We start from the raw sequence: 26412 nt of genomic DNA, 5'->3' as shown, positions 1-26412 counted from the left end.
TCCTCCTCCGCGCCATCGTGATCACCCCGTCCGTCCCGACCGTGTGATCACCCCGTGCGTCGCCACCACGTGATCATCCCGTCCGTCCCGACCATGCGAAACAGGCCGACCCATGCACCACACCGAGCAAGACTGGATCTCCACGCCCCTCACCGCCGACCTCGTCCGCGGTGCCCTCGAACTGGAGCGCACCGCCCGCGGTGTGCTGCCCCACCGGCTTCCCGCCCGGGCCCGCGCGCAGTGCGCGGACGGACAGCTCGCCATGGCGGAGTCCCAACCCTCCGGCGTACGGCTGGTGTTCCGTACCCGGGCCACCGCCGTGGAACTGGACACCCTCCCCACCAAGCGGGTGTACGTGGGTGCCCCGCCCCGCCCGGACGGCGTGTACGACCTGGTCGTCGACGGTCGACTCGCCGGCCAGGGCAGTGTGTCCGGCGGTGACACACTGACCGTCGACATGACCACGGGCACCGCCGAGAACCGGCCGGGCCCGGTGGGCACCCTCCGCTTCACCGGAATGCCCGCGGTCACGAAGACCGTCGAGATCTGGTTGCCGCACAACGAGACCACGGAACTCGTCGCCCTGCGCACCGACGCACTCGTCGAGCCCGCGCCGGCCGCGGGGCGCAAGGTGTGGCTGCACCACGGCAGTTCGATCAGCCACGGTTCCGACGCCGCGAGCCCCACCACCACGTGGCCCGCGCTCGCCGCCGCCCTCGGCGGCGTCGAACTGATCAACCTCGGACTGGGTGGCGGTGCCCTGCTCGACCCCTTCACCGCCCGCGCCCTGCGGGACACCCCGGCGGACCTGATCAGCGTCAAGATCGGCATCAACGTGGTCAACACGGACCTGATGCGACTGCGCGCCTTCGCCCCGGCCGTCCACGGCTTCCTCGACACGGTCCGCGAAGGGCAGCCCACCGCACCACTGCTGGTCGTCTCGCCGATCCTGTGCCCCATCCACGAGGACACTCCCGGTCCGAGCGCCCCGGACCTCAGCGCGCTCAGCGCCGGACGACTGCGCTTCCGCGCCGCCGGCGACCCCGCGGAGCGTGCGAGCGGAAAGCTGACCCTGCGCGTCATCCGGGACGAGTTGGCGCGCATCGTGGAAGAGCGGGCGGCCGAGGATCCGAACCTTCACCACCTCGACGGCCGCGCGCTCTACGGTGAGGCCGACTCCGCCGAACTGCCCCTCCCGGACGACCTCCACCCGGACGCCGCCACCCACCGGCGCATCGGCGAACGCTTCGCCCGGCTCGCCTTCACCGCCGGGGGCCCACTGGCCGGGTCCGACCTCTGACACGAGGGCACGCCGCACAGGGCGCGGGCGGCGGGCGATCCGTCGCACACATGCGCACGAGTTCACACCGGATCCGGCCTCCACCGCCGTTTGCACCACGGGCGTCGGGCAACGAGTGAGACGGGAGGCCGGTACGGGCCGCACTCGCCGCTCGGCCGCCGGGGCGGACCCCGGGCTCGCCCGACAGCGAGGCCCGCACGGGCGCGAACCAGGGGAACACCGCATGCACGCAGACCGACCGCCGGACCGTGCCACCGGTGGCACTCGCAGGATCCGTGTCGCCGAGGGAGTCGTGTGCGGTGTACTCGCCGCAGCCGTACTCCTCAGCACCGTCGAGGCGTTCGCCCGACCGGCGGCCCCGTGGTGGCCGTTCGTGTGGCAGAACGCCTGGACGCTCAGCGCGATCACGCTCGGCTGCTGGGCCGTGCTGCGCACCACCGAGAAGGCCGACGCCCGCGCGAAGCGCCGTCCCGCGGCCCCGCCGGGTGACGGCCCCGCGGCGCAGGGCGGTGACGAGGAGCCCTCGTCCCGCGGGCAGTGACGGATCGGCCCGAGGCACGCGGAACCGGGTTCCGCCGAGCGGGCGGGGGTGCGCCCCCGCCGGTGGGCGGGACCGATACCCACCGGAGACGGTACTCATGAATCTGTTTAGTCATATTCATGAGTATGCTGAGGTCGGTTCGTCGGTTCGTCCGTCCACGGGGGCGGGGCCGCGAGGAGGGGATTCGGATGTCCGGTACTGAACCGCGCCTGCTCCGCTATGTCGCCCTGGGCGACAGCCAGACCGAAGGGCTCGGCGACGGCGACGACACCGCCGGACTGCGGGGCTGGGCCGACCGGCTCGCCGAGCAGCTCGCCCGCCACCACCCCGGTCTGCGGTACGCGAACCTGGCCGTACGCGGACGACTGGCCGGCGAGGTCCGGGCCGAACAGCTCGCTCCGGCACTCGCCCTCCGCCCCGACCTCGTCACCGTGGTCGCCGGAGTCAACGACCTGCTGCGACCGAGGTTCGACGCCGACGAGGTCGCCGCCCACCTCGAGGCGATGTTCGCCGCGCTCACCGCGGAGGGCGCCCGCGTCGCCACCCTCACCTTCCCCGACATCGCACGCGTGATCCCGCTCGCCCGGCCGCTCGGCTCCCGCGTCACCGCCCTGAACGACCTCATCCGTCAGGCGGCCCGGCGCCACGGGGTGGTCGTCGCCGAGACCGGACACCATCCCGTCGTCACCGACCCCCGGCTGTGGAGCCCGGACCGGCTGCATGCCAGCGCGCTCGGCCATCAGCGGATCGCCGCCGCCATGGCACACGCTCTCGCACTGCCGGGCAGCGACGACACCTGGACCCTCCCCCTGCCCGCTCCCGCCAGGCCGCTCCCCGCCGGGTGGAGGGCGACCGCGGCGGAACTCCGCTGGGTCGCCGCGTATCTCGGACCCTGGCTGGCCAGACGCCTCCGCGGCCGTTCCTCCGGCGACGGGCGTACCGCCAAGCGCCCCCACCTGCTGGCGGTGGAGAGCCCCGTCGGAACCGGCCTCGGCGGGCACCCGGACTGAGCCGGGCCCTGCGAGGTCGAGACGGCCCTGCTCCGTGAGGGGTGGAGGCGGGCCGCTCCGTCCGTGCCGCGGTCGCTTCGGCGGTCGCCCGGCTCGCTGCCGGACGACCGCCGGTCGTCGCGTGCTGCCCGAACGTCGTTCCCCGGTCGGGATCGCGTCGGTGACGGGGGTGGAGGTCACAGCCCCAGGGAGATGGCCAGTCGGGTGAGTTCGGCGGTGGTGTTGATGTTGAGCTTGGCCCGGATCCGCCGGAGGTAGGCGTCGACGGTGTGCTTGGAGAGGCCCATGTGGCGGGCCGTCTGCACATAGGTGCGACCTGCGGCGATATGGCGCAGCGTCTCGCGCTCGCGCGGGGCCAGGGCGGGGGCTTCGACGTCCGGGGTGGTGAGGGTGAGGCTCATGGGATTTCCTCCGGCGGTATCGGCTCGGTCCTCACTGCTCACACCCTCGGAAGCAGAGGGGGCATATGCCCGAAGAGTGCGTTTTGCCCTCTTTCCAAATAGATTGCGCGCCGGGTTTCACCGTGATGTCCGTCGACTGTCACAGGCGCGTCACAGGGGAGCCCGCCAGGCGCATCACGTCCGGGCGGCGGGGGAGAGGCGCGCTCCGGGCGCTCGCACGAGCCGGCCCGCCCGCCCGATCCGAACCCCGACGAACGCCCCCGCGGGCGTTCGTCGGGGCCACTGACGGGTAGGGCGATCACTGAGGGGTAAGGCGATCGGATGAGCTATGTGAACCCCGGCGGGGAGTACGCGCGCGACAGTCGGTACATCACCACGAGGATCACCGCCGACGGACGTGAGGGCTTCCCGGTGGAAGCGGGCCGCTACCGCCTGGTGGTCAGCCGCGCCTGCCCGTGGGCGAGCCGCGCGGTGATCGTCCGCAGGCTCCTGGGGCTGGAGCGGGCCCTGCCGATGGCCATCGCCGGCCCCACCCACGACGAGCGCAGTTGGACCTTCGACCTCGATCCGGACGGGCGCGACCCGGTCCTCGGCATCGAACGCCTCCAGGAGGCCTACCTGGCCCTGGACCCCGGCTACGACCGGGGCGTCACGGTCCCGGCGATCGTCGACGTGACGACGGGCAAAGTGGTGACCAACGACTTCGCGCGGATCACGATCGACATGTCGCTCGAGTGGGCCTCCCACCACCGCGCAGGAGCCCCCGCGCTGTACCCGGCCGCGCTGCGCCCCGAGATCGACGCGGTGAACCAGGTCGTGTACAAGGACGTGAACAACGGGGTCTACCGTGCCGGGTTCGCCGGCTCGCAGAAGGCGTACGACGCCGCGTACGAACGCCTCTTCTCCCGTCTCGACTGGTTGTCGGACCGCCTGGAGGGCTCCCGCTACCTCGTCGGCGACACGGTCACGGAGGCCGACGTACGGCTGTTCACCACGCTGGTGCGCTTCGACGCCGTGTATCACGGCCACTTCAAGTGCAACCGCCGGAAGCTCTCGGAGATGCCGGTGCTGTGGGCGTACGCGCGGGACCTGTTCCAGACGCCGGGCTTCGGCGACACCGTCGACTTCGACCACATCAAGCGGCACTACTACGTGGTGCACCGCGACATCAATCCGACCGGGATCGTGCCGGACGGCCCGGACCTGTCGAACTGGCTCGCGCCGCACGGCCGTGCGGCTCTCGGCGGCACGCCCTTCGGCGACGGCACGCCTCCCGATCCGGTCGCGCCCGACGAGGCCGTACCGGCCGGCCACAGCCCGCTCGCCGGCTGACGCCCGGAGGGCGGGCCGCACGAGGACGCGAGCCTCGGCGCTCTGCCGGTGACGATGACGTCTCCGTACGGATCTCTCCGTGCGGACGTCTTCGTGCGCCCGCCCTCGAACGGAACTCTCGGTGCGGCCGGTGACGTGCGCCCGCCCCGAACGGGCCTCTCGGAGGCGGCCGGTTGCGTGCACCGACCACATCCGCGCGCGTCCGTGCCGCGGTCCGGCCGGTACCCCTCACCGGGCGGGATCCGGAGCGTCGACGTCGTCCGTTCCTCCGAGGGATCCCGCATCTGCCGTGAGGAATCCACGAATGGTTTGCAGATAAGAGGAGAAGGGCCCTACGGTGGCGCGTATGCAGTCCTACACCATCGGACAGGCGGCGCGACTGCTCGGGGTCAGCCCCGACACCGCACGCCGCTGGGCGGACGCCGGCCGGATCGCGACCCATCGCGACGACGGCGGGCGGCGCCTCGTCGACGGCCGGGACCTGGCCGCCTTCTCCGTCGAACTCGCACAGTCCGCTCCGGGCGGAGAGGAGGACGTCTCCTGCACCTCCGCCCGCAACGCGTTCCCCGGCATCGTCACCGCCGTGAAACTCGGCGACGTCGCGGCACAGGTGGAGATCCAGGCCGGGCCCCACCGGCTGGTGTCCCTGCTCACCAGGGAGGCCGTCGAGGAACTGGCCCTCGAGGTCGGCATGCGGGCCACCGCCCGTGTGAAGGCGACCAGCGTGCACATCGACCGCACCTGACCCTTGAGCACCCAGCGGCGTCGCCGTCCCGGCGCGGCTCGTCACGACCCGTACAGACGGCCGACGCGCCGATCTCGTCCTCCAGGAGCCCAGCCTCATGTCGCTCACCCCCGCCCGCCGTCGCGCTGCCGTCGCGGCCCTCGCCGCGGCCCTCCTCGTGCCGCTCACCGCGTGCGGCAGCGGCGACGCCGAATCCGGCAGCGGTGCCGAGGCGACACCGTCCGCCCCCGGCGCACCCGCGGCCGACCTCACGGTGCTGGCCGCCGCCTCCCTCACCGACGTGTTCAAGGCCGCCGGCGCCGCCTACGAGGAGTCCCACCCCGGTACGAAGATCACCTTCTCCTTCGCCGGATCACAGGAACTCGCCGCGCAGGTGAAGCAGGGCGCGCCCGCCGATGCACTGGTCACGGCCGACACCAAGACCATGGACGGCCTCAGGGCCGACACCGGCACCCCGGAGATCATCGCGAGGAACCGGCTCGTGATCGCCACGGCCGAGGGCAACCCGGACAAGGTCGACGACCTGAAGGACCTGGCCGATCCCGAGCTGAAGGTCGTGCTCGCCGCCCCCGAGGTCCCCGTCGGGCGCTACAGCAAGAAGATCCTGGACGCCCAGAAGATCTCCGTGAAGCCGGTCTCCCAGGAGCCCAACGTGCGCGCCGTGCTGAGCAAGGTCGAGCTGGGCGAGGCCGACGCCGGCCTCGTCTACAGGACCGACGCGGCCACCGCACCGGACAAGGTCGACGCCGTCGAGATCCCCGACGCGCAGAACGCCATCGCCGAGTACCCCGCCGCCACCCTGAAGACCTCCAGGAACGCCGAGGCCGCGGCAGCGTTCGTCGCATGGCTCTCCTCGCCCGAGGCGCAGAAGATCCTGCGGGACGCGGGCTTCCAGCAGCCCTGATCCCGACAGCCGTCGCGGGGGCCGCCCGGCCACACCCTCGGGCAGCCCACCGCCTCGCCCCCACTCCTCGCCCCAGGAACACGCAGATGCAACAGCTCCGCCGCCGCACAGACCACCGCTCCCGCGCACCGCTCACCCTGACGGTCCCGGCGCTGCTCGCCGTCGCGTTCCTGCTGCTGCCCCTCATCGGCATCCTCGCCCGCACCCCGTGGCACGACCTCGTGGGTCATCTGACCACCCCGGGAACCGTCGAGGCCCTTCGGCTGTCCCTCCTCGTCTCGTTCTGGGCGCTGGGGCTGTCCCTCGTCCTGGGCGTGCCGCTCGCGTGGCTCCTGGCCCGGGTCCCGTTCCGCGGCAAGGCGTTCGTGCGCTCGCTGGTGCTGCTGCCCATGGTGCTGCCGCCGACCGTCGGCGGCGTCGCGCTGCTGCTCGCCTTCGGCCGGCGGGGCCTCCTGGGGCCGTACCTGGAGGACTGGTTCGGCATCACACTGCCCTTCCACACCTCGGGCGCGGTCCTCGCGGCCACCTTCGTCGCGATGCCGTTCCTGGTGATCAGCCTCGAGGGGGCACTGGGCGGTCTGCGGCCCCGCTACGAGGAGACGGCGGCCTCCCTCGGTGCCTCACCCGTGCGGGTCTTCCTCACCGTGACCATGCCCATGGTCGCGCCGGGACTCATCGCCGGAGCCGCCCTGACCTGGGCCCGGGCCCTCGGTGAGTTCGGTGCCACCATCACCTTCGCGGGCAATCTCCCCGGCACCACGCAGACGCTTCCGCTCCAGGTGTACCTGCTTCTGCAGGAAGCGCCCGAGGCGGCCACCTCCGTCTCCCTGCTCCTGCTCGCCATCGCCATGCTGGTGCTCATCGCGCTCAGGGGCCGCTGGACGGGTACGCCCGCCGACCACATGGCCAAGGCCGTGGCCGATGCGGCCGGCCCCGACCCCATCGGTGCCGACACCGTCGCCCTGCGGGACCCTGCCGGTCTTCAGGACGCGGCCCGTCTTCCGGACACCAGCGGCCTTCCGCACACCACCGGTCTTCCGGACCCGACCCGGAATCACCGTTCCACCGCCGGGCCCGAGACCGCCGCAGTCCCCGAGGCCACCGCCCCGTCCCCGGCGGGCACCCGTGAGCTCTGGCCCCTGCACGCCCACGTCACCGGCTTCAACCAGCTGACGCTCGACGCCGAACCCGGCACCACCATCGCCGTCGTCGGCCCCAACGGCGCAGGCAAGACGACCCTCCTCCGGGCGCTGCTCGGCCTCACGACCCGCGCGCACGCCCGACTGACGCTGGGCGGCACGGACGTCACGGAACTACCGCCGCACCGCAGGGGAGTTGCCTGGGTCCCCCAGGACGGAGCCCTGTTCCCGCACCTCACCGCCCTCGCCAACACCGCCTACGGGCTGCGTGCCCACGGCATCCCCCGGGGCGAGGCACGCCACGAGGCCCAGGAGTGGCTGGACCGGCTCGGCGTGGGGCACCTCGCCCACCGCAGACCCGGCCAGCTCTCGGGCGGCCAGGCCCAGCGCGTCGCCCTCGCCCGCGCCCTCGCCGCACGCCCCCGCGCCCTGCTGCTCGACGAACCCCTCGCCGCGCTCGACCAGACCACCCGCGCCCGCGTCCGGCACACCCTCCGGCACCACCTCGACGGCTTCGGAGGCGTCTGCCTCATCGTGACCCACGATCCGGTCGAGGCGGTCGCCCTCGCCGACCGCGTCCTCGTCCTGGACGACGGCCGCGCTCTGCAGGACGCGCCACCGGAGGAGGTCACCCGCCATCCCCGTTCCCCGTGGGTCGCCCGCATGCTCGGCCGCAACGCCTGGCCGGGCACCACCACGGCTCACGGGCTCCGGCTCGCCGACGGCGGCACGCTCGTCGTCTCCGACCCCCTGCCGCCCGGCACGGACGCCCTCGCGATCATCGCCCCCGAAGCCGTCTCCGTACATCCGGAGCGCCCGTCCGGCAGCCCTCGCAACGTGTGGCCCGGTACCGTCCGCGAGATCACCGCCAGCGGCAGCAGGCTCCGGGTGCTCATCACCTCGCCCTCCGCCCCCGACCTGGTGGCCGAGATCACCCCCCAGGCCGCCGCCGAACTCGGCCTTGCCGACGGCACGGCGGTGTGGACCAGCGTCAAGGCCACCGAGACGACCCTGGTGCCCCGCTGAACCCCAGTGCCGCCGGCGGCACGGGCGCCGAACGGTTCAGCGGCGGTGCCGGGAACGACGACCGACGCGCAGGTCAGCCCGCGTTCCCCGCGCCGGGCGTGTCACCGCCCGCGGCGCCGTAGCGGCGTTCGAACTGGGCGATGCGGCCCTCGGAGTCCACCGTCCGGGCCTTGCCCGTGTAGAAGGGATGGCTCTCCGAGGAGATCTCCACGTCCACGACCGGATAGGTCTGGCCGTCGTCCCACTCGATGGTCTGTTTGCTCGTCGCGGTGGAGCGGGTGAGGAAGGCGTAGCCCGCCGCGCGGTCGCGGAACACCACGGGCCGGTAGTCCGGATGCTTGTCCTGCTGCATGTGCGCTCCTTCAGGGGCGGGGCGGAGGGAGAGCCGTCCGCAGGGCCCGCGGAAGCCGTCGGCATGGCGCGCGAAGCCGTCCGGCAGGCCCGCAGTGACCGTACGAACGGCGCGCGGACCGGTCCGCGGACTGCGCTCCGAGGCACCTGCACTTCACCTTCCACCCCTCACCAGGGGCTCGCAACAGCGCCACCGGAGCACCGCCGGCGCCCGGTCGGGGACGTGCGTCCTACCCGAGGGCGCGGCCGAGGAAGTCGCGCATCAGCTCCGCGATGGCCGGGAGGTGGCTCTCGAGGGCGAAGTGGCCCGAGTCCAGCAGATGGATCTCGGCGTGGGGGAGGTCCCGTCCGAACGCCTCCGCGCCCGCGGGGCCGAAGATCTCGTCGTTGGCCCCCCAGACCGCGAGCAGCGGCACCCGGGATTCGCGGAAGTACCGGTGGACCTGCGGATAGAGGTCCACGTTGGTGGGGTAGTCGCGGAAGAGCTTCAGCTGGATCTCGTCGTTGCCGGGACGGTCGAGCAGCGCCTGGTCGTGAACCCAGGTGTCCGGACTGACCAGGCTGGGGTCGGGGACGCCGTTCACGTACTGCCAGCGGGTGATCTCCGGGGTCAGGGCGCCGCGCATGGGGCCCTCGGTGTCCGGCCCGGGCCTCTGCGCGTAGGCGAGCGCGGCATCCCAGAAGGGCTTGACGAAGCCCTCCTCGTACGCGTTGCCGTTCTGGCTGACGATCGCCGTGACGCTGTCGGGGGACCGGAGTGCGAGACGCCAGCCGATGGGCGCGCCGTAGTCCTGCACGTACATCGCGAAGCGGTCGATCCCCAGCTGCCGGAGCAGCCCGGCGGTGATCCCGGTGAGCGCGTCGAAGGTGTACGGGAAGTCATCGAGGGACGGCATCGCGGACTGTCCGAACCCGATGTGGTCGGGCGCGACGACGTGGTAGCGGTCGGCGAGCGCGGGGATCAGGTGGCGGAACATGTGCGAGCTGGTGGGGAAGCCGTGGAGCAGCACCACGGTGGGCGCCTGGGGGTCGCCGGCCTCCCGGTAGAAGACGTCGAGCCCGTCGACGGTGGCGGTGCGGTGGTGGACCGAGGGGATCATGCCTAACCCCTTTATTTGATATGAGCGGTTACAAGGTAAGTCGAGCACGCCATGGTCTAACCTGTCAATATGATGTGAGCGGTTAGATTGCTACGGGGGGTCGGGGCGGGCCGGGCGGCGGGACGCCCACCACGCCGACCTGCGGGGCGATCCGGGACCGGACGAGCGCACCGGTTCAACCATCCGCCCGGCAGCGGCCGCCGGCGAGTGCGGCCGCGCCGCGGTGCCCCGTGACAGCCGGCTGCTGCCGCCTGTCGTCCCGCGCCCTCCGGTGACCGCACCGGCGCCCAGCCGCCCACCGGCGCCGGCCGGAAATGGCGACGGACATCCCCGACAACTAGGATCGGCCGCAGCGCACTGCCGACAACGTGACAACCGCCGACCGGCGAGTCCTCACGCAGGAGAACCGTGATGGCAACGCTGCTGTCCGTCAACGTAGGCACGCCCGAGGACGTTTCCTGGCAGGGAAGGACCGTCCGCACCGGCGCCTGGAAGTCTCCGGTGCGGGGAGCCAGGACGGTGCGGCGGCTCAACGTCGACGGCGACGGCCAGGGCGACCTCGCGGGGCACGGAGGCGAGATGCGCGCCGTCCTCGTCTACCAACTGCAGTCGTACCGGTACTGGAGGGAGCAACTCGGCCGCGACGACCTGACGTTCGGGATGTTCGGCGAGAACTTCACCGTCGACGGCCTGGCGGACGACGACGTCTGCATCGGCGACCGCTTCCGCATCGGCGAGGCCGAGTTCGAAGTCACCCAACCCCGCGTCACCTGCTACCGGGTCGGCATGCGCCTGGGCGAACCCGCCATGGCGTCGCTCCTGGTCGCCCACCGCCGCCCCGGCTTCTACCTGCGCGTGCTCACCGAAGGGCGCGTCGAGGCCGGTGACGAGATCACCCTCGTCCGCCGGGGCCCGGAAGAGCTCAGCGTCGCCGACATCGACGCACTGCTCTACCTCCCCGGCCGCGACCCGGCCCGGCTGCGCAGAGCGCTCAACATCCCCGCGCTCAGCCCCGGTTGGCAGACGTCCTTCCGTGAACTCGCCGCCGCCCGGGAGCAGGAGGAGGAACCGGCCTGGCAGGGCTTCCGACCCGTGCGCGTCGCCCGTATCCTGCCCGAGACCCCCGACGTCTCGTCGATCTACCTGGACAGCACCGACGGTACGCCCCTCCCGCGGGCCCGGCCCGGCCAGTACCTCTCCCTCCGGCTCGCCACGGACGGCACAGCCCCCACCGTGCGGAGCTACTCACTGTCGTCGGCGCCCGGGGCCGGGACCTACCGCATCAGCGTGAAACGTGAGGCCCACGGGCAGGTCAGCGGCTATCTCCACACCGGTCTCCGCCCGGGGGATCTCGTCGACATCGCAAGCCCCCGGGGGACGTTCGTCCTCGAAGCGGGAACCCGTCCCGTCCTCCTCGTCTCCGCGGGGATCGGGGCCACACCCGTGCTGGCCATGCTCCACGAGCTCGCCGCCGCACGCGACACGCGCCAGGTGTGGTGGATCCACACGGCCCGCGACCGGGCACGGCACGTCTTCGCGGACGAGGCCCACGCCCTCGTCGCCCAACTCCCGCACGGGCACGAGCGGATCCACTACACGGCGGTAGGCGCCGCCCAGGACCCCCGGCCCGGCGGACCCCGCATCCGGTACGGCCGCCTGACCGCCGACTCACCGGCCGAGATGGGCATTCCCCGCGACGCCGACGCGTACCTCTGCGGTCCGGCCGCCTTCATGGACGCACTCGACGCCGACCTGCGAGGGTACGGGCTCGCCGCCGAGCGCATTCACACCGAGGCGTTCGGCGCTCTCTCCGCCCTCAACCCCGGCGTCACACCCACCGCCGCCGTACGTCCCCACCAGCCGGCAGGCTCTCCGGGCAGCGGCCCTCCCGTCACCTTCGCCCGGAGCGGCATCACCACCCGCTGGTCGCCCGCGCGGGCCTCGCTCCTCGAACTCGCCGAAGCCTGCGACGTTCCCACGCGTTGGTCCTGCCGCACGGGCGTCTGCCACACCTGCGTCACCCTGCTCCTGGCGGGCGACGTCGCCTACGCCCCGGCACCGCTCGAAGCGCCCGACGCCGGTTCCGTGCTGACCTGCTGCAGCAGGCCGGCCGGGGAGGTCGTCCTCGACCTCTGAGACCCGGTGACGAACGATGCGAGGTGCGCTTCCGGCCGAGGGCGGGCGCCGGAGCCGGGGCCCGCGCCGCCGGACGCCTACTCCGCGTCGATACCGGTGATCACCGGCTGGCCGAGGGGCACTTCCTCCTCGGGGAACCCCACCGACCTGAGAGCGTCCGTGGCGAGCTCACGCGCCTTGGCCTCCGCGGAGGCGTTGTCATGGGCCTCGACCTCCAGACGGAGGCTGAACGCGGGGGAGTCGGGATAGAAGGTGAGGATGTCGAGATCCTCGGCGGCGCCGAAGTCGGTGGTACGCGGATCGGCGGGCCTGAGTGCCCGTACGAGCTCCGTGCGGGCCGATGCCGAGAGCTCCTTGAGGAACGTGCCGGGAATGGTGACGACGTAGACAGTCATGAAGAGGGCCTTCCCGGTCGTGCCCGGGCGCACGCCACCGTGTCCGCCAGTGCGGTCGGCGTGTCGGTGCGCGGTTGTGGACCCGGCGCGGAGATCACCCCTCGTCCTCCGACCCGGTCTCCCCGGTAGCCGGTGCCTCCTCGGGCGATGGCCAGGGCAGTTCCGGGGCCTCACGCCGGTCTTGTCGGAGCCGCCCCGGGGGTCGGCGTCGCGGTCCTTCCCCATGGCGCACCTCCCTGCGGCCGCGAACATCCGGGCCGCGCCTGACTCCAGCAGAACACGCCGACCAGGAAGGTGCACGTCGCCTCCGGTGGCCGTCCGGCCACCGGAAGGACGAGATCCGGGGGGTAACCCTTGAGGGGTCTTCGCGGGCAGAGCTCCTGTGACGGGGACGGAACTGGTGGCACCATGGCGGTACCGACCGGTCCCCGACCGGCTCCATCTCCCCAGGGGCGCACGTATGAACACCTGGCTCCCGTTACGGCACTTCGCCGCGGCGACCGCGGCCGTGCTGGCCCTCACCGCGTGCAGCGGCTCCGGCGGGTCCCCGAGCGCGTCGGGATCGACGACCGCCGCACCGGGGACGCCCGCACCGTCGGGTACGACGTCCGCCGCCCCGCCCTCACCGGCGGATTCCCCCACGCCCTCGCCCGGCTCGACCGCGCCCACGCCGACCGCCAGCGGCACGCCGCCACTCGGCTCCTGGAGCCTCCAGCCGATCTGGCCCTTCACCACACTCGCCGAAGCCGAGGCATGGGAGCGTTCCTACCGCTCCGGTGGCCACCAGCCGTGGCACCTCGACGCGGATCAGACCGCACTCTCGTTCACCCGTGACCATCTGAACTTCAAGGACATCGACAGGGTCACCTCGAGCAAGGTCAGCGGCCGGCACGCCCGCGTCGGAGTGGCGCCGACGGGGCCCGAGACCAGCACCGCCGCGGTGATCCACCTCGTGCGGTTCGGCACGGGCCCGGACGCACCGTGGGAGGTCGTCGGCACCGACGACACGACGTTCTCCCTCACCGCACCCGCGTACGGGGCGCTCGTACGCTCCCCGCTGGTGACCGGAGGCCGGATCACCGGGGTCGACGAGAGCATCCATGTCCAGGTGCGTCAGCCGTCGTCCGACGCGCCGCTGGGCACCTCCCCGTGCTGCACACCCGCAGGGGGCGAGAACCAGCCCTGGAAGGTGACGGTCGCCTTCTCCGGGGCCCGTGACCCCGTGCTCACCGTGGTGGCCTCCACCGGCGGACACGTCGCCGCGGTCGAACGGTTCACGGTGACGGCGGTACGCACACGCTGACCCCGGCCGCGTCCACGGCGCTCCACGACAGCCCCTACGGCGTGCCCGCGCCGTGCAGCAGCGTGGCGTCCTGGCTGGGCGCCGCCCCGAAGAGGCGACGGTACTCGCGACTGAACTGCGATGGGCTGTCGTAACCCACGCTGTGACCCACGCTCGCGACGTCCTCGGGGTGCGCGGCCAGCATCAGCCGGGCCTCCTGGAGCCGGATCTGCTTCTGGAACTGGATCGGGCTCATGGCCGTGACGGCCTGGAAGTTGCGGTGGAAGGCGGACGGGCTCATCCCGGTGAACCGCGCCACGTCCTCCACCCTGAAGGACGTCGCATAGTGCTCGCGGATCCACCGCACAGCCCGGGCGATATGGGTGAGGTTGCTGTCCGCGAGGCCGATCTGACGGATCGTCGCACCGTCGGGGCCGGTGATCAGCCGCCAGAGGATCTCCCTCTTGTAGAGCGGTGCGAGCACATCGACGTCGCGTGGATGGTCCAGCAGGCGCAGCAGCCTGACGACGGCGTCGAGAAGTTCGGGGGAGGCGTCACTCACGGCGAGGCCGGCGGATGCCCTGGTGCTCCGCGGCACAGCTCCGGGAGACGTCCGCAGGAGCAGGTCGGCGATGGCCGACGGTTCCAGGGTGAGACCGAAGCCCAACGCCGGACGATTCGGGGTGGCGTCGACGAAGTTGCCGGTGACCGGCAGGTCGACCGAGGCGACCAGGTACTGGCCGGCACGGTACTCGTACACCCGGTCGCCGAGCGCGAGGCGCTTCGCCCCCTGGGCGATGACCGCGAGCACCGTCCCTGACATCGACGGCGTCGGCGGGTCGGAGCGCTCGACCCTCGAGATGAGCACGCCGTCGACACCGGTGGTCCAGTCCGGCCGCGCATGCCGGTCCAGCAAGGTACGGAACTCGTCCAGAAGCATGGCTTCAGTGAAGCACCCGGCGCACGCGACGGCACAGCGCTGACTGCCGAAGCGAGCAGGATTGTGCAAGGAAGCGAGAGGATCATTCTTCTGTCAGTGCAGGTCAGAGTGCTTCCATGAAGGAGTCGCATCACCAGACGGAGCCATGAGGCTCCACGAATGCACAGGAGGCACCTCATGAAGGTCGCCATCGTCACGGGCGCCAGCTCGGGCATCGGACAGAGCGCCGCGGTACACATCGCGAAGCGCGGCGCGGGAGTGATCCTGACCTACGGCGCCAACCGGCAGGGCGCCCTGGACACGGTCGAGGCGATCGAGGCGGTGGGGGGCACGGCCGTCGCGCTGCCACTGGACCTCGGTCGGAGCGGTGACTTCCCGGCCTTCCGGGATTCCGTCGTCGCCGCGCTCCGCGACACCTGGCAGCGCGAGACGTTCGACCACCTGGTCAACAACGCCGGCTTCGCGCAGATGGCGATGTTCGAGGACACCACCGAGGAACTCTTCGACCGGCTTTTCCGGGTCCTGCTCAAGGGGCCGTACTTCCTCACGCAGCAGTTGCTTCCGCTCATGGAGGACGGCGGAGTCATCGTCAACACGACGAGCAACTCCGCGATGGAGTCCGGCCTGGAGGAGGGCTACTCGGCCTATGCCACGATGAAGGGCGGCCTGATGGTGCTGACCCGCTGCATGGCCAAGGAGTTCAGCAGGCGCGGCATCCGTGTCAACGCCATCGCGCCGGGCGCCACGCGTACCCGGCTCGCCGACAACGCCTTCGAGCGGTTCCCCGAGGTGATCCCGGCCATCGCGGCGAAGACGGCGCTCGGCCGCGTCGGCGAACCCGACGACATCGGCATGGTGATCGCCGCACTGCTCTCCGAGGAAGGCCGCTGGATCACCGCACAGAACATCGAGGTGGCCGGCGGCTACGGTCTCTGACCGAGGATCGGGGTCCGGGGTCCCCTTTCTAGTCAACTTTGACTAGGGTGGGGTCATGAACGCGAGGACCATTCCGATCCTGCCCTGCCGGACCATCCAGCCCGTTCTCGACTTCTACACCGCTCTCGGGTTCGAGGTGACCTTCCAGCAGCGGAGCCCCAATCCGTACGCGGTCGTCGAGTACGGCGGTATCGAGCTCCAGTTCTTCGGGCTGAAGAACCACGAGCCGAGCGAGTCCATCAGTACGTGCTACGTCCTGACCGAGGACGTCGACAGCATGTACGACTCCTTCCGGGCCGGGCTCAAGACGGCGTACGGAAGGGTGCCGACCCGTGGGCTGCCGCGCATCGGACCGCTCAAGGACATGTCGTACGGCGTACGGCAGTTCCTCATGAGCGACCCGGGAGGCAACTGCATCCGGATCGGCCGGCGGACGAGCAGCGACCAGAGCCACCGGCCCGCCCCCGAGGAGACGTTCGCCAGGGCCCTGCACCACGCGTCCCTCCTCGCGGACTCGAAGGACGACCCGGCCGCCGCGGCGAAGGTCATCGATCGCGCGCTGCGCCTGGACGACGAGCGGCCGACACCCGTGCAACTCCTCCGGCTCCTCGTGCTGCGCGCGGACGTCGCGGGCCGACTCGGGGACGAGGGGACGGCGGCGTCCGCACTGACCGAAGCCGCGGCGATCCACCTCACCACCGAGGAGCGGGAGTCGGCCCGGGACTCGCTTGTGCGGCTGGGGGACCTGCGGGAGGTGAACCGTCCCTGAACCCCGGCCACGGGCACCGCTGCCACTGGTGCGCCGGACGGCCGCCCCGGCGTCCCCCGCGGCCGGCCCTCGCTCAACTCCCCGGATGACGCGGGTCGTCACCCGCCCCACGGGACGACACCCTAGGCTGCCCCTGCACCCGCCCGACCCAGGAGCACGCATGCCGCCCGAACCCGTTCCGCAGTCCCCGTATCCCGATGCCCTCCACTCCGGCGAAGCCCCCGAGCCGCATCCGCTGCTCGCGCCGCTGGTCGGCTTCCTCGGTACCTGGGTCGGGCGGGGGAGCGGCGGGTACCCCACCCTCGCCGACGAGTTCACGTACGGGCAGGAGGTCACCTTCAGCCACGACGGACGGCCCTTCCTCCGCTACGAGGCACGCGCATGGCTGCTCGACGCGGACGACACCCCGCTGAGGCCGGCGGCCCGGGAGAGCGGGTGGTGGCGGGTGCAGCCCGAGGGACGCGTGGAAGCCCTGATCACCCAGCCGACCGGCATCGCGGAGATCATGGTCGGCCGTGCGGACCACGGCACGGTCGATCTCACCACCCATCAGGTGGGGCTGACACCGACGGCCAAGGAGGTCACCGCCACCCGCCGCCGGTACACCCTGACCGACGACGCGACACTCGACTTCGTCCACGACCTCGCGGCGGTCGGCCGGCCGCTCCAGCACCATCTGTCGGCGCGGCTCCGGCGCCCGTACCCCGACCGGCTCGTCTGACCGCGGACGTCGGGCAGGCGCCCGTCCCTTGACCGTGGACGAAGGACGGAGCGGGTGGCCACCGGTGCAGCACGCCCCGGTGAGCCGTCCTGTCGGCCGTCCGGCGGCGGCGCGGGCAGGGGCCGCGGATTCCCGGAGGCGCGCCGCAGCCGGTCGCCGACAGCAGGGAAGACACGCGCCCCGGGCCCGGTCGCGGCCCTGCCCCTCCGAAACGGGGCACGGCCGGTTCCCTCGGTCCGGGCCACACGTGACGTCGGTGCGCCGCGGACGCCCCGCGCAGCTCGCGCCCCGGGCCACGAGCACGTGCCCGTCGTGGCGCCGCCTCCCGCTCAGCGACGGCGTGCCGTCACGAGCAGGTACTCCCAGTCCACGGCCGTTCCGGCGCCGTCGGCGTCCCCGGCGGGGGACGCGTGGTCGCGTGCCAGCGCGGCCAGTTCCCGGTCCAGCGCCGCGACGCGTTCGGGGGAGTCGGCGATGTTGCGGTAGACCGCGATCGTGGGCCCGTAGTTCTCCTTGAAGTAGTCCCGGAGTTCCTCGGGGGTGGCGAACCGGTCCACGCGGACAGTGCCCCTGCGCGCCTCCACCGAGGTGACCCGCTCTCCGAGCAGTGCCCGCACATGATCCTCGTCGCCCCACAGCGGCGGGGGCTGCGCGCCGGGCGGCGGCGGGGGAGCATAGGGCTTCATCGTCGCGAACATGCGCCCGATGAAGCCTTCGGGGGTCCAGTTGAGCAGCCCGATCGTGCCGCCTGGCCGGCAGACCCGCAGCATCTCGTCCGCCGCGGCCTGGTGGTGCGGCGCGAACATGACCCCCACGCAGGACATGACGGTGTCGAAAGCGCCGTCGTCGAAAGGCAGCGCCTCCGCGTCGGCCTCGCGCCATTCGAGCTCCGCGCCGAGCTTTCCGGCGATCAGCCGACCCGCGTCGAGCAGTTCGGGCGTCAGATCCGAGGCGACGACGTCGGCCCCGGCGAGCGCTGCCGGGATCGCGGCGTTGCCGGTGCCCGCCGCCACGTCCAGCACCCGCGAACCGGCGCCGATGCCACAGGCCTCCACCAGCGTCGGGCCCAGAGCCGGGATCAGCTGGTCCGCCACCGCCGGGTAGTCGCCCAGCGCCCACATCGCCCGGTGCTTGGCCTTCACGGCCCGGTCGGCGTCGCTCGTCGCGTCGCCCATGACGGACCACCTCCCTCGCCGTCCTGCCGTCGGAGCGCGCACGATACGGCCCCGCGGCCACGTCGTCCTCCCTCCCATCATCCGCCGCGGACCGCTCCCGCGCCTGCCCGGCTCTCGCGCACCGCGGGTCACTTGGTGGGGCGGCTGCGGACACCGGCGGGAAGGGCCGCTCCGCGTGGCGCGGCGTGGCTCCGGTGGCGACTCGTGGACACGTCGTCGCCGCTGCCGTCCGGCGGGGCTGCCGCGGTCCCGGCCGGCCCGGTCCGTTCTGCTCGGGCTCGTCCGGATGCCGGTCCCGCGCCCGACTGGAGTGCCGGGCATGGGGGTTGACAGGGATGTCGTGGTGGTGGGGGCGGGGCCGGTCGGACTGACCGCCGCATTGCTGCTCGCCCGGGCGGGGCTGGACGTGGTCGTGCTGGAACGCCGTCCGGGGCCCGTCACCGAGTCCCGCGCGACGGACCTGCACGCGAGGACGCTGGAGGCCCTCGCCCCGAGCGGGCCGGCCGAAGCGCTGCATCCGCTGGGCCGGCGCGTGGACAGGGTGGAGATGTGGGCCCAGGGGCGCTGGCTCGGCGGCTTCGGCCCGGCCGCTCACCCCGGCGGGGCGCCGTCTGCTCGCCGAGGCGGTCGCGGGACCCGCGTCCGACCGCGTCCTGAGCGGGTCACGGTCCTGAGGCGCCGTGGCCCTGCGCTGTCGGGGTCCTGAGCCGGCGCGGCCGGTGGCCGGGGGTGAAGGCGGAGAACCTCGGTGTCGCTTTCGACGCCATCTGGGGCTACCCGCCTGCGCTCGGAGTGGATGAGGGGCTCGGCCTCGTGGAGTCCCTGAACTTCTTCGGCACCTGGGCGTGCAGTGACGGATCGACCGCGACGGCGCGGCGGTAGGCGTCGAGCGCCTGGCTGTCCCGGCCCTTTCTCGCCAGTGTGTCGCCGAGCTGGAAATGGGCCGTGGACGCCTGCGGGTTGAGGGTGATGGCTCGCTTCAGCAGCGTGATCGACCGGTCGGGATCACTCGACTTGAGCAACACGGCCTGGTGGAAGAGGGCCGAGGTGAACGAGGGGTCGATCTTCAGTGCCCTGTCGTACGCCTTGCGGGCGTCGGCGGGCCTGCCGTCCCGCGCGGCGACGACGCCGATGTTGTACCAGGCCAGTTTGTTGCCCGGCTCCATCTCCAGGACCCGCTCGAAGGTGGCTTCCGCGCCGTCGAAGTCCTGGTGCTGCGCCTGTACGTGGCCGGCTTGCAGGAGTGCGTGGGCGGTGAGCGGGGTGAGAGGGGCCTTCTCGGACTTGCCGTCCGGGGTGGTCGCGGGGTGGGACATGACCGCCCAGGTGACCGCCCCGGCAGCGACCGCGACCGATGCGCCGAGGCCTGTCCACAATCGCCAACTTTTCACTTGGTCACATCTCATGGAGTGGGTGTGGTCGTCCGGCTGCTGCAGGGCGGCCACAGGAGGGGTGGGGGGACGGCGCCGACGGGAGAGCTCCCGAACCGCCGCCACTGCCGCCAAAGTTACGAGGCGACCCGGTATGCCGTCATCTGTCGGGGGTAAGGGGACGGAACAGACCACCCAAACGTACGTACCTCTCCGCCCGGTTCTGCAACAGGGAAGACACCGGTGGGGCGTACGTCTTCCGGACCGCAGAGGGAAACGAGAGCGGGTCGGATCCTCGGCACGAGGATCCGACCCGCCGTCGTGGGTGACGGCTACGCCGCCTGGCGCGGCCGCTTCTCGTGGTGTCCGTCGCCGTGCGGGCCGTCGGGCCTGCCGTGCGGGTCATGGGGCTTGTGGGGCCCCTCGTGGTCGTGGTGCGGGCGACCCGGTTCGCGGTGTCCGTCGTGGTGGCCGTGACCGCGGGACGTCGTCACTTCGGCGCTCGACGGGAGCGAGGTCACCGGGGGGCCACCGGACGGGGTTCCGGAGGCCGTGACGGTGTTCCTCACCGAGCCCTTGCGGATGTCCTCCCCGGTGACGGTGTAGGTCGCCGTGCAGGTCATCCGCTCGCCCGCCGCGAGGGACGTGCGCGGGCACGACACGGCCGGCCGGGTTCCGGATCCCGTGAACCGGACCTCGTCCACAGTGATGTCCTGCAGCACGGCACTGCCCGTGTTCGTCACCACGAAGCTGTACTCGACCTCGGCTCCGGGCTTCCTCACCCTGGTGGGGTCCGCGGTCTTCACGACGGTGAGGGAGGCCGTCTGGGAGAAGGTCGCGATGACCGTCCGGTCGGCGGTGGCCGTGACGGGCGGTCCGGTGGGTGGAGTGCCCGTGGCGAGAGCGGCGTTCGTCAGCGCCCCCGCGCCCACGTCCGCCTGGGTGACGGTGTAGGCGGCCGTGCACGTCCTCGACTGCCCGGGGGCCAGCGGGCCCTCGGGGCAGGCCACCAGGGGTGCCGGACCCGTGCCGGTGAAGACGGGCTCCGTGACGGTGACGTCGGTGAGGGTCGTGTTGCCGGTGTTGGTCACCGTGAAGCGGTAGTCGACCCGCTGGCCCGCGCCGGTCACGACGGCGGGGGTCGCGGTCTTGACCAGGGCCAGGGCGGGGTCCTGTCCGGCGGTGACGGTGTCGCTCGCCGTCGCGGTGACGGCCGGGCCGCCGCCGGTGGGGGTGCCCGACGCGACCGCCGTGTTCGCCACGGCGCCCGCGTTCACGTCCGCCTGGGTGACGGTGTAGTCCGCGGTGCACGTCTTGGACTGTCCGGGCAGCAGCGAACCCTCGGGGCAGGTGATGCGCGGGTTCTGTCCGGTGCCGGTGAAGACGGTCTCCTCGACGTCGACGGCGTTCAGGGTCACGTTGCCCGTGTTGGTGACGACCAGCGTGTAGTGCACGCCCTGCCCGTCGGCGGTCACCGCGGAGGGGGACGCGGACTTCGACAGCGAGAGTGCGGGATTGCGCCGCGGTGTGAAGACCGCCGTCGACTCGTTGGAGTCCACGGTCGCCCCGCCGGGTGGTGTGCCGGTGGCGACGGCGGTGTTCTCGATCCGGCCGGCGTCCACGTCGGCCTGCGTCACCGTGTACGTCGCCGTGCACGTCACCGACGCCCCCGGGGCCAGTGCGGTGACCGGGCACTCGACGACGGGATCGGGACCGGAACCGGTGAAGCCCAGGTCGCGCACGTCCAGCGCCGAGACCGAGACGTTGCCGGTGTTGCGCACGAGGTACGAGTAGGTCAGCACCTCACCCGAACGGAACGGGCCACCGTCCCCCACGACCGTCTTCACCATCGACAGGGAGGAGTCCTGAAGGGCCGTCACCGTGTCGGTGGCGGTGGCCGTCACGGCGGGACCGGCCGGCGGAGTGCCGGTGGCGGCGGCGCCGTTCGTCACGGCACCGGCGTTGATGTCGGCCTGGGTGGTGGTGTACTCGGCGGTGCAGTTCATGGACTGTCCGGGGGCGAGGGTCGTGCCCGGGCAGGACACCTGCGGGGCCGTACCGGTGCCCGAGAACGCCGTCTCGCTCACGTCCACGGCGGTGAGCGTGACATTGCCCGTGTTGGTGACCACGAAGGTGTACGCGACCTCCTGCCCGGCCGCGGTCACCTCGCTGGGCGACGCGGACTTGGTCAGGGTGAGTTCCGGGGCCTGCTCCATGGTCACCGTCGCCCCGGCCGGCGGCGTCGTCACCGCAGGGCCGGTGGGCGGCTCGGCCGTGGCGACGGCCGTGTTCGTCAGTCTGCCCGTGTTGAAGTCGGCCTGGCTGACGACGTACGAGGCGGTGCACGCGACGGACGCTCCCGGCGCGAGCGGTCCCGCAGGGCACGATGCCTGCGGGCGGGCACCGGAGCCGGAGAACGAGGTCTCGGCCACGTCCACGCCCGTCAGGGTCACGTTGCCGGTGTTGGTGGCGAGGAACGTGTAGGTGACGAGCTGTCCGACGGCACTCGCGACGACGGGCTCGCCGGTCTTGGTCAGGGCCAGCGCCGGATTGACCCGCGGGGTGAACAGCGCGGAGGACTGGCTCGCCACCGGGGCCCCCGCGGGCGGTGTGCCGGTGGCGCGGGCGGTGTTCGTCACCGACCCGGAGTCGACGTCGGCCTGCGTCAGTGTGTACGTGGCCGTGCACGTCATCGTCTGGCCGGGGGCGAGCGCGGTGCCCGGGCAGGCTGCCTCGGGGGCCGGGTCCGAGCCGGAGAAGGCGATGTCGCTCAGCTCCACACCCGTGAGCGAGACGTTGCCGGTGTTGGTGACGAGGAAGGTGTAGGTGAGCACTTCACCCGAACGGAAGGGGCCGTCGTCGCCGACCACCGTCTTGACCAGGGAGATCGAGGGGTCCTGGTCGGCGGTGACGGTGGCGTCGTCGGTGGTGGTGACGGCGGGTCCGGCGGGGGGTGTGCCGGTGGCGCGTGCGGTGTTGTCGATCCGGCCGGTGTTGATGTCGGCCTGGGTGGTGGTGTAGGTGGCGGTGCAGTTCATGGACTGTCCGGGGGCGAGGGTCGTGCCCGGGCAGGAGACGTCGGGGTCGGTGCCGGTGCCGGAGAACGCGGTCTCGGTGACGTCGATGCCGGTGAGCGTCACGTTGCCGGTGTTGGTGACCACATGGGCGTACTCGACCAGCTGGCCCGCCGCGGTCACCGTCTCCGGCTCGGCCGACTTGGAGAGCCTGAGCGACGGGTTCCGGTCCGCGGTGACGGTGTCGCTCGCGGTCGCCGTGACCGCGGGGCCGCCGCCCGCGGGGGTGCCCGACGCGACGGCCGTGTTGGCCACCGTGCCCCTGTCGACGTCGGCCTGGGTCACCGTGTACGAAGCGGTGCAGGTCATCGACCGTCCCGGGGTGAGGGAGTCCTCGGGACAGGAGACCTGCGGGTCGGGCCCCGAGCCGTTGAACGCCGTCTCCTCGACACCGACGTCGTCCAGGGTCACGTTCCCGGTGTTGGTGACCACGAGGGCGTAGTCCACCTGCTGGCCCGCGGCGGTCACCTCGGACGGCGACGCCGACTTCGCCAGCGAGATCGCGGGGGTGCGCCGGGGCGTGAACACCGCCGTCGACTCGTTGGATTCCACCGCCGTGCCGCCGGGTGGTGTGCCGGTGGCGACGGCGGTGTTCTCGATCCGGCCGGCGTCCACGTCGGCCTGCGTCAGTGTGTACGTGGCCGTGCACGTCACCGTCTCGCCCGGGGCCAGTGCGGTGTCGGGGCACTCGATCTCCGGGTCGGGACCCGAGCCGGAGAACTCGACGTCGTTCACGTCGAGGGCGGAGAGCGTGACGTTGCCGGTGTTGCGTACCAGGTAGGTGTAGGTGAGCACTTCACCCGAACGGAAGGGGCCGTCGTCGCCGACCACCGTCTTGACCAGGGAGATCGAGGGGTCCTGGTCGGCGGTGACGGTGGCGTCGTCGGTGGTGGTGACGGCGGGTCCGGTGGGGGGTGTGCCGGTGGCGCGTGCGGTGTTGTCGATCCGGCCGGTGTTGATGTCGGCCTGGGTGGTGGTGTAGGTGGCGGTGCAGTTCATGGACTGTCCGGGGGCGAGGGTCGTGCCCGGGCAGGAGACGTCGGGGTCGGTGCCGGTGCCGGAGAACGCGGTCTCGGTGACGTCGATGCCGGTGAGCGTCACGTTGCCGGTGTTGGTGACCACATGGGCGTACTCGACCAGCTGGCCCGCCGCGGTCACCGTCTCCGGCTCGGCCGACTTCGTCAGCGTCATCGACGGGGAGGGTGCGTCGGGGGTGTTGGTGAAGGTGCAGAGGATGCGAGGGCTGCTGCCTCCCGGCTCGGTGGCAGGGAAATGCAGGGCGAACGAGTCGGCCGTGCCCGACGTGACCGGCGCGTTGGCGTTGGCCGTGTCCACGCAGGCGTAGGTGGTGTCGTAGTTGTCGAGGCTGCCGCCGTTGGCGGCCGTCTCGGCCAGGGTGTACGTGGTGCCCGCGACACCGATGACCGGCCCCGCCGCCGGTGTCTGGACGCCGTTGGTGCTGCCCGTCGTGGTGGCGGTGTTCCCGCCGTTGACGCCGCCTCCGGTGATGGAGAGGGCGAACTGGTCGTTCGCCGTGGTGGACGAGGCGAAGCGGCCGACGATGTTCTTGCGCAGGGTCAGCGTCGGGTTGGTGGAGCAGGCCCCGAGGTCGACGGAGGCGAAGGTGGTGTCCGAGAGGAGCTTCGGCTGGCCGATGAGGGCTCCGTTGTTCGGGTTGACGGCCTGCAGGTAGGTCGCTGTGGACGGTGCCGGCGCGCTGAACTGGATGAAGAGTTCCCCGTCGTTGTTGAAGGCGATCCCGTTGTACTGCCGCTGCTGGGGATTGTTGATGGTGGTCAGCAGTGTGTCCGTCAGAGCGACCCCGGTCGCCGAGCCGGTCGTGGGCAGCGGTCCGCGCACCACACCGATCGCGGCGTTGTTGGAGCTGTTGGCGGACGTGACGATGTAGAGGTTGCCCGAGGCGTCGAAGGCGATGTCCCCGTTGGCGCTGAACCGGCTGGTGATGGGCAGGTCGAAGGTGGCGATCACTCCGGGGATCGCCGTGTTGGTCTCGGTGTCGAAGCCGTAGACGGAGACCTTGCCCGGTGTGGTGCTCGTACCGGTGCCCAGGGCGGCGTAGTAGTAGATGCGGCTCACCGGGTCGATCGCGCCGGCGACGACGACCACGCCGTTGCCGGGGGTCGTCCCCGCATACCTGGTCCACGTGCCGCTCGCGGCGTCGTAGCCGTGGACGACGATGGAGGACGCGGTACCCGTGCGATTGACGAGGTACGCACCGGTGCCACCGGGCAGCACACCGAGGGCGTTGGTCTGGCCCCCCTGGGGGATCCGGCTCACCACGCTCGCGGTCACGGTGGGGGTGGGACCGGCGAGACTGGCGGCGTCCAGGGCGAGCAGGGTGCCCGGGTCGGACGCGGAAGCGCCGTTCTGCAGTGCGTAGATGGTGCTGCCCGAACAGTCGAGCGGAAGCGCGGCCCGCTGCGCCGCCTTGTGCCCGGTCTGTCGCGGGGCCCCGGGCGGAGGTACGGACGAGGGCGGTTGCAGGCCCGCCGCGGCGGCACTCGGCCCGCCGGCGGACGCCTGGGTCCCGCGCCCGGTCGCCTCCCGCACCTTCCACGGGGCCTCGGCACCCTGCGCGGCGGCCGCCGGGAACGCGGGTACGGGACCCAGCAGCAGCGTCGCGCCGAGGAGCGCGGACCAGCAGCGCCGGGTACGGGAAACAGCGCGCGCCACGACGGGCGCGGGGTCCGACCCGTCTGGGGGTCTCACTACGAACATGGACGACTCCCGGAGGGGTCAGAATGTGAAATTTGCTGCCAAATACATCGCAACTGATCGGTGTCCCCAAACGTCGCTGCCCGGGTCGTCCTGCGCACCGGTGGGCTCCGAGGAACGGGCGGGCGCTCCGGCGGAGCGATGCCGGGGGCCCACCGACGCGCCCGCTTGTGCCGGAGCGGGTACCGAGGTGAGCTGGTACGGCAACCGTGTCCACCGGCCCGTACGGCCCGACCCGACCCGGTCGTGGGCTCGCACGGTCGGGGGACACGTCCGCGAACCCGCCTGCACCACGCATGCCCGGTCGGAGGAAGCACGATGGACATCAAGGGATCAGTCGCCCTCGTGACGGGCGCCAACCGCGGCATCGGCCGCGCGTTCGCCCGCTCACTCGTCGACCACGGCGCGGCCAAGGTCTACGCCGGAGTCCGCGACCCGGCGAGCGTGGCCGACCAGGACCTCGTTCCGCTGCGGCTGGACGTCACCGACCAGGAGAGCGTCGAGGCGGCGGCCGCCACCGCCGGGGACGTCTCCATCGTGATCAACAACGCCGGAATCGGCGGCGCGAGCACGCGGCTGATGGACGGCAGCTTCGACGGCGCCCGTCGCGCGATGGAGGTCAACTACTTCGGCACCTGGGCCGTGTCCCGCGCCTTCGCCCCGGTCCTGGCCCGCAACGGGGGCGGCGCGCTGGTCAACATGCTGTCCGTCGCCTCATGGGTCGGTCAGCCGCTGTTCCCCGGATACGCGGCCTCAAAGGCCGCGCAGTGGTCGCTGACGGACGCGCTGCGGCAGGCCCTGCACCCGCAGGGAACACTGGTGGTGGGGGTCCACGCCGGTTTCGTGGACACGGAACTCAGTGCCTGGACGGACGCGCCGAAGATCGACGCGTCCACGGTGGCCGAGCTCACCATGGAAGCCCTGACCGGTGATCAGTTCGAAGTGCTCGCCGACGAGGAGACCCGTCGGGTCAAGGCGGCTTTGTCCCAGGCCGTCGGCGCCCCCGGCGCCTGAGGCCCGCGCCGCCGT

At 72.1% G+C, this 26412-nt stretch carries 22 protein-coding genes; 14 read left to right on the top strand and 8 right to left on the bottom strand.

Going from position 1 to position 26412, the window contains the following annotated elements:
* Positions 1-112 precede the first annotated feature (112 nt).
* The 3 genes from QRN89_RS01870 to QRN89_RS01860 all read left to right on the top strand — a co-directional run bounded on the left by QRN89_RS01870 (position 113) and on the right by QRN89_RS01860 (position 2851).
* A complete protein-coding gene (locus QRN89_RS01870; RefSeq protein ID WP_290347577.1) occupies positions 113-1300 on the top strand; it encodes a GDSL-type esterase/lipase family protein in 1188 nt (395 codons plus the stop codon).
* A 223-nt stretch (positions 1301-1523) separates the two neighbouring features.
* Positions 1524-1841 (top strand): hypothetical protein, encoded by a 318-nt coding sequence (locus QRN89_RS01865; protein ID WP_290347576.1) that lies wholly within the window; start codon positions 1524-1526, stop codon positions 1839-1841.
* Between the two features lie 188 nt (positions 1842-2029).
* Positions 2030-2851 carry an SGNH/GDSL hydrolase family protein gene (locus tag QRN89_RS01860; RefSeq protein ID WP_290347575.1) on the top strand — a complete coding sequence of 274 codons (822 nt, stop codon included), beginning with the start codon at positions 2030-2032 and terminating at the stop codon, positions 2849-2851.
* 176 nt (positions 2852-3027) lie between these two features.
* Here QRN89_RS01860 and QRN89_RS01855 read toward each other — a convergent pair whose 3' ends face one another.
* The gene (locus tag QRN89_RS01855) at positions 3028-3252 is read right to left on the bottom strand and encodes a response regulator transcription factor (RefSeq protein WP_290347574.1); all 225 of its coding nucleotides are present in this window, start codon (positions 3250-3252) and stop codon (positions 3028-3030) included.
* Positions 3253-3573: 321 nt separating this feature from the next.
* Between QRN89_RS01855 and QRN89_RS01850 the strand changes: the two genes are divergently transcribed.
* The 4 genes from QRN89_RS01850 to QRN89_RS01835 all read left to right on the top strand — a co-directional run bounded on the left by QRN89_RS01850 (position 3574) and on the right by QRN89_RS01835 (position 8398).
* A complete protein-coding gene (locus QRN89_RS01850; RefSeq protein ID WP_290347573.1) occupies positions 3574-4584 on the top strand; it encodes a glutathione S-transferase family protein in 1011 nt (336 codons plus the stop codon).
* 346 nt (positions 4585-4930) lie between these two features.
* Positions 4931-5329, top strand: coding sequence for a TOBE domain-containing protein (locus QRN89_RS01845; RefSeq protein WP_290347572.1), 399 nt, complete (start codon positions 4931-4933; stop codon positions 5327-5329).
* Positions 5330-5426: 97 nt separating this feature from the next.
* A complete protein-coding gene (modA, locus tag QRN89_RS01840; RefSeq protein WP_290347571.1) occupies positions 5427-6233 on the top strand; it encodes a molybdate ABC transporter substrate-binding protein in 807 nt (268 codons plus the stop codon).
* A gap of 86 nt (positions 6234-6319) precedes the next feature.
* A complete protein-coding gene (locus QRN89_RS01835) occupies positions 6320-8398 on the top strand; it encodes an ABC transporter permease (RefSeq protein ID WP_290347570.1) in 2079 nt (692 codons plus the stop codon).
* Between the two features lie 73 nt (positions 8399-8471).
* Here QRN89_RS01835 and QRN89_RS01830 read toward each other — a convergent pair whose 3' ends face one another.
* Both QRN89_RS01830 and QRN89_RS01825 read right to left on the bottom strand, forming a co-directional pair.
* Positions 8472-8750: a type B 50S ribosomal protein L31 gene (locus QRN89_RS01830; RefSeq protein WP_290347569.1), complete on the bottom strand. Its 279-nt coding sequence runs from the start codon at positions 8748-8750 to the stop codon at positions 8472-8474.
* 229 nt (positions 8751-8979) lie between these two features.
* Entirely contained in the window at positions 8980-9849 is an 870-nt protein-coding gene (locus QRN89_RS01825; protein ID WP_290347568.1) for an alpha/beta fold hydrolase, read from the bottom strand.
* Between the two features lie 411 nt (positions 9850-10260).
* On the opposite strand from QRN89_RS01825, the gene QRN89_RS01820 reads away from it, so the two are divergent.
* Positions 10261-11985, top strand: a complete 1725-nt coding sequence (locus QRN89_RS01820; RefSeq protein WP_290347567.1) for an MOSC and FAD-binding oxidoreductase domain-containing protein — start codon at positions 10261-10263, stop codon at positions 11983-11985.
* A gap of 77 nt (positions 11986-12062) precedes the next feature.
* Here the strand turns inward: QRN89_RS01820 and QRN89_RS01815 are convergent, their stop codons facing one another.
* The gene (locus tag QRN89_RS01815) at positions 12063-12380 is read right to left on the bottom strand and encodes a hypothetical protein (protein WP_290347566.1); all 318 of its coding nucleotides are present in this window, start codon (positions 12378-12380) and stop codon (positions 12063-12065) included.
* A 460-nt stretch (positions 12381-12840) separates the two neighbouring features.
* Here QRN89_RS01815 and QRN89_RS01810 point away from each other — a divergent pair, with 460 nt between their 5' ends.
* Positions 12841-13683, top strand: a complete 843-nt coding sequence (locus tag QRN89_RS01810) for a hypothetical protein (protein ID WP_290347565.1) — start codon at positions 12841-12843, stop codon at positions 13681-13683.
* 34 nt (positions 13684-13717) lie between these two features.
* Here QRN89_RS01810 and QRN89_RS01805 read toward each other — a convergent pair whose 3' ends face one another.
* Positions 13718-14602, bottom strand: a complete 885-nt coding sequence (locus QRN89_RS01805) for an AraC family transcriptional regulator (RefSeq protein WP_290347564.1) — start codon at positions 14600-14602, stop codon at positions 13718-13720.
* Between the two features lie 177 nt (positions 14603-14779).
* Here QRN89_RS01805 and QRN89_RS01800 point away from each other — a divergent pair, with 177 nt between their 5' ends.
* The 3 genes from QRN89_RS01800 (at position 14780) to QRN89_RS01790 (ending at position 17028) form a co-directional block, all read left to right on the top strand.
* Complete coding sequence (locus QRN89_RS01800; protein ID WP_290347563.1) at positions 14780-15538, top strand: SDR family NAD(P)-dependent oxidoreductase; 759 nt, start codon at positions 14780-14782, stop codon at positions 15536-15538.
* Positions 15539-15593: 55 nt separating this feature from the next.
* Positions 15594-16307: a bleomycin resistance protein gene (locus tag QRN89_RS01795; protein WP_290347562.1), complete on the top strand. Its 714-nt coding sequence runs from the start codon at positions 15594-15596 to the stop codon at positions 16305-16307.
* A 160-nt stretch (positions 16308-16467) separates the two neighbouring features.
* Positions 16468-17028: a nitrobindin family protein gene (locus QRN89_RS01790; protein ID WP_290347561.1), complete on the top strand. Its 561-nt coding sequence runs from the start codon at positions 16468-16470 to the stop codon at positions 17026-17028.
* Positions 17029-17357: 329 nt separating this feature from the next.
* Here QRN89_RS01790 and QRN89_RS01785 read toward each other — a convergent pair whose 3' ends face one another.
* The gene (locus tag QRN89_RS01785) at positions 17358-18203 is read right to left on the bottom strand and encodes a class I SAM-dependent methyltransferase (RefSeq protein ID WP_290347560.1); all 846 of its coding nucleotides are present in this window, start codon (positions 18201-18203) and stop codon (positions 17358-17360) included.
* Positions 18204-18522: 319 nt separating this feature from the next.
* Here QRN89_RS01785 and QRN89_RS01780 point away from each other — a divergent pair, with 319 nt between their 5' ends.
* Positions 18523-18909 (top strand): FAD-dependent oxidoreductase, encoded by a 387-nt coding sequence (locus QRN89_RS01780; RefSeq protein ID WP_290347559.1) that lies wholly within the window; start codon positions 18523-18525, stop codon positions 18907-18909.
* A 67-nt stretch (positions 18910-18976) separates the two neighbouring features.
* On the opposite strand, the gene QRN89_RS01775 is transcribed toward QRN89_RS01780, so the two are convergent.
* Both QRN89_RS01775 and QRN89_RS01770 read right to left on the bottom strand, forming a co-directional pair.
* Positions 18977-19519: a tetratricopeptide repeat protein gene (locus QRN89_RS01775; protein ID WP_290347558.1), complete on the bottom strand. Its 543-nt coding sequence runs from the start codon at positions 19517-19519 to the stop codon at positions 18977-18979.
* A gap of 386 nt (positions 19520-19905) precedes the next feature.
* On the bottom strand, positions 19906-25386 hold the full coding sequence (locus QRN89_RS01770; protein WP_290347557.1) for a DUF7507 domain-containing protein: 5481 nt from the start codon (positions 25384-25386) through the stop codon (positions 19906-19908).
* A 315-nt stretch (positions 25387-25701) separates the two neighbouring features.
* Here QRN89_RS01770 and QRN89_RS01765 point away from each other — a divergent pair, with 315 nt between their 5' ends.
* A complete protein-coding gene (locus QRN89_RS01765) occupies positions 25702-26397 on the top strand; it encodes an SDR family oxidoreductase (RefSeq protein ID WP_290347556.1) in 696 nt (231 codons plus the stop codon).
* Positions 26398-26412 lie beyond the last annotated feature (15 nt).

Origin of the sequence: Streptomyces sp. HUAS CB01 (assembly GCF_030406905.1) — a bacterium.
In the GTDB taxonomy this organism is placed as follows: Bacteria; Actinomycetota; Actinomycetes; order Streptomycetales; family Streptomycetaceae; genus Streptomyces; species Streptomyces chengbuensis.
Note: the sequence above shows the minus strand (reverse complement) of the source record. Positions and strands in the feature narration are given on the sequence as shown.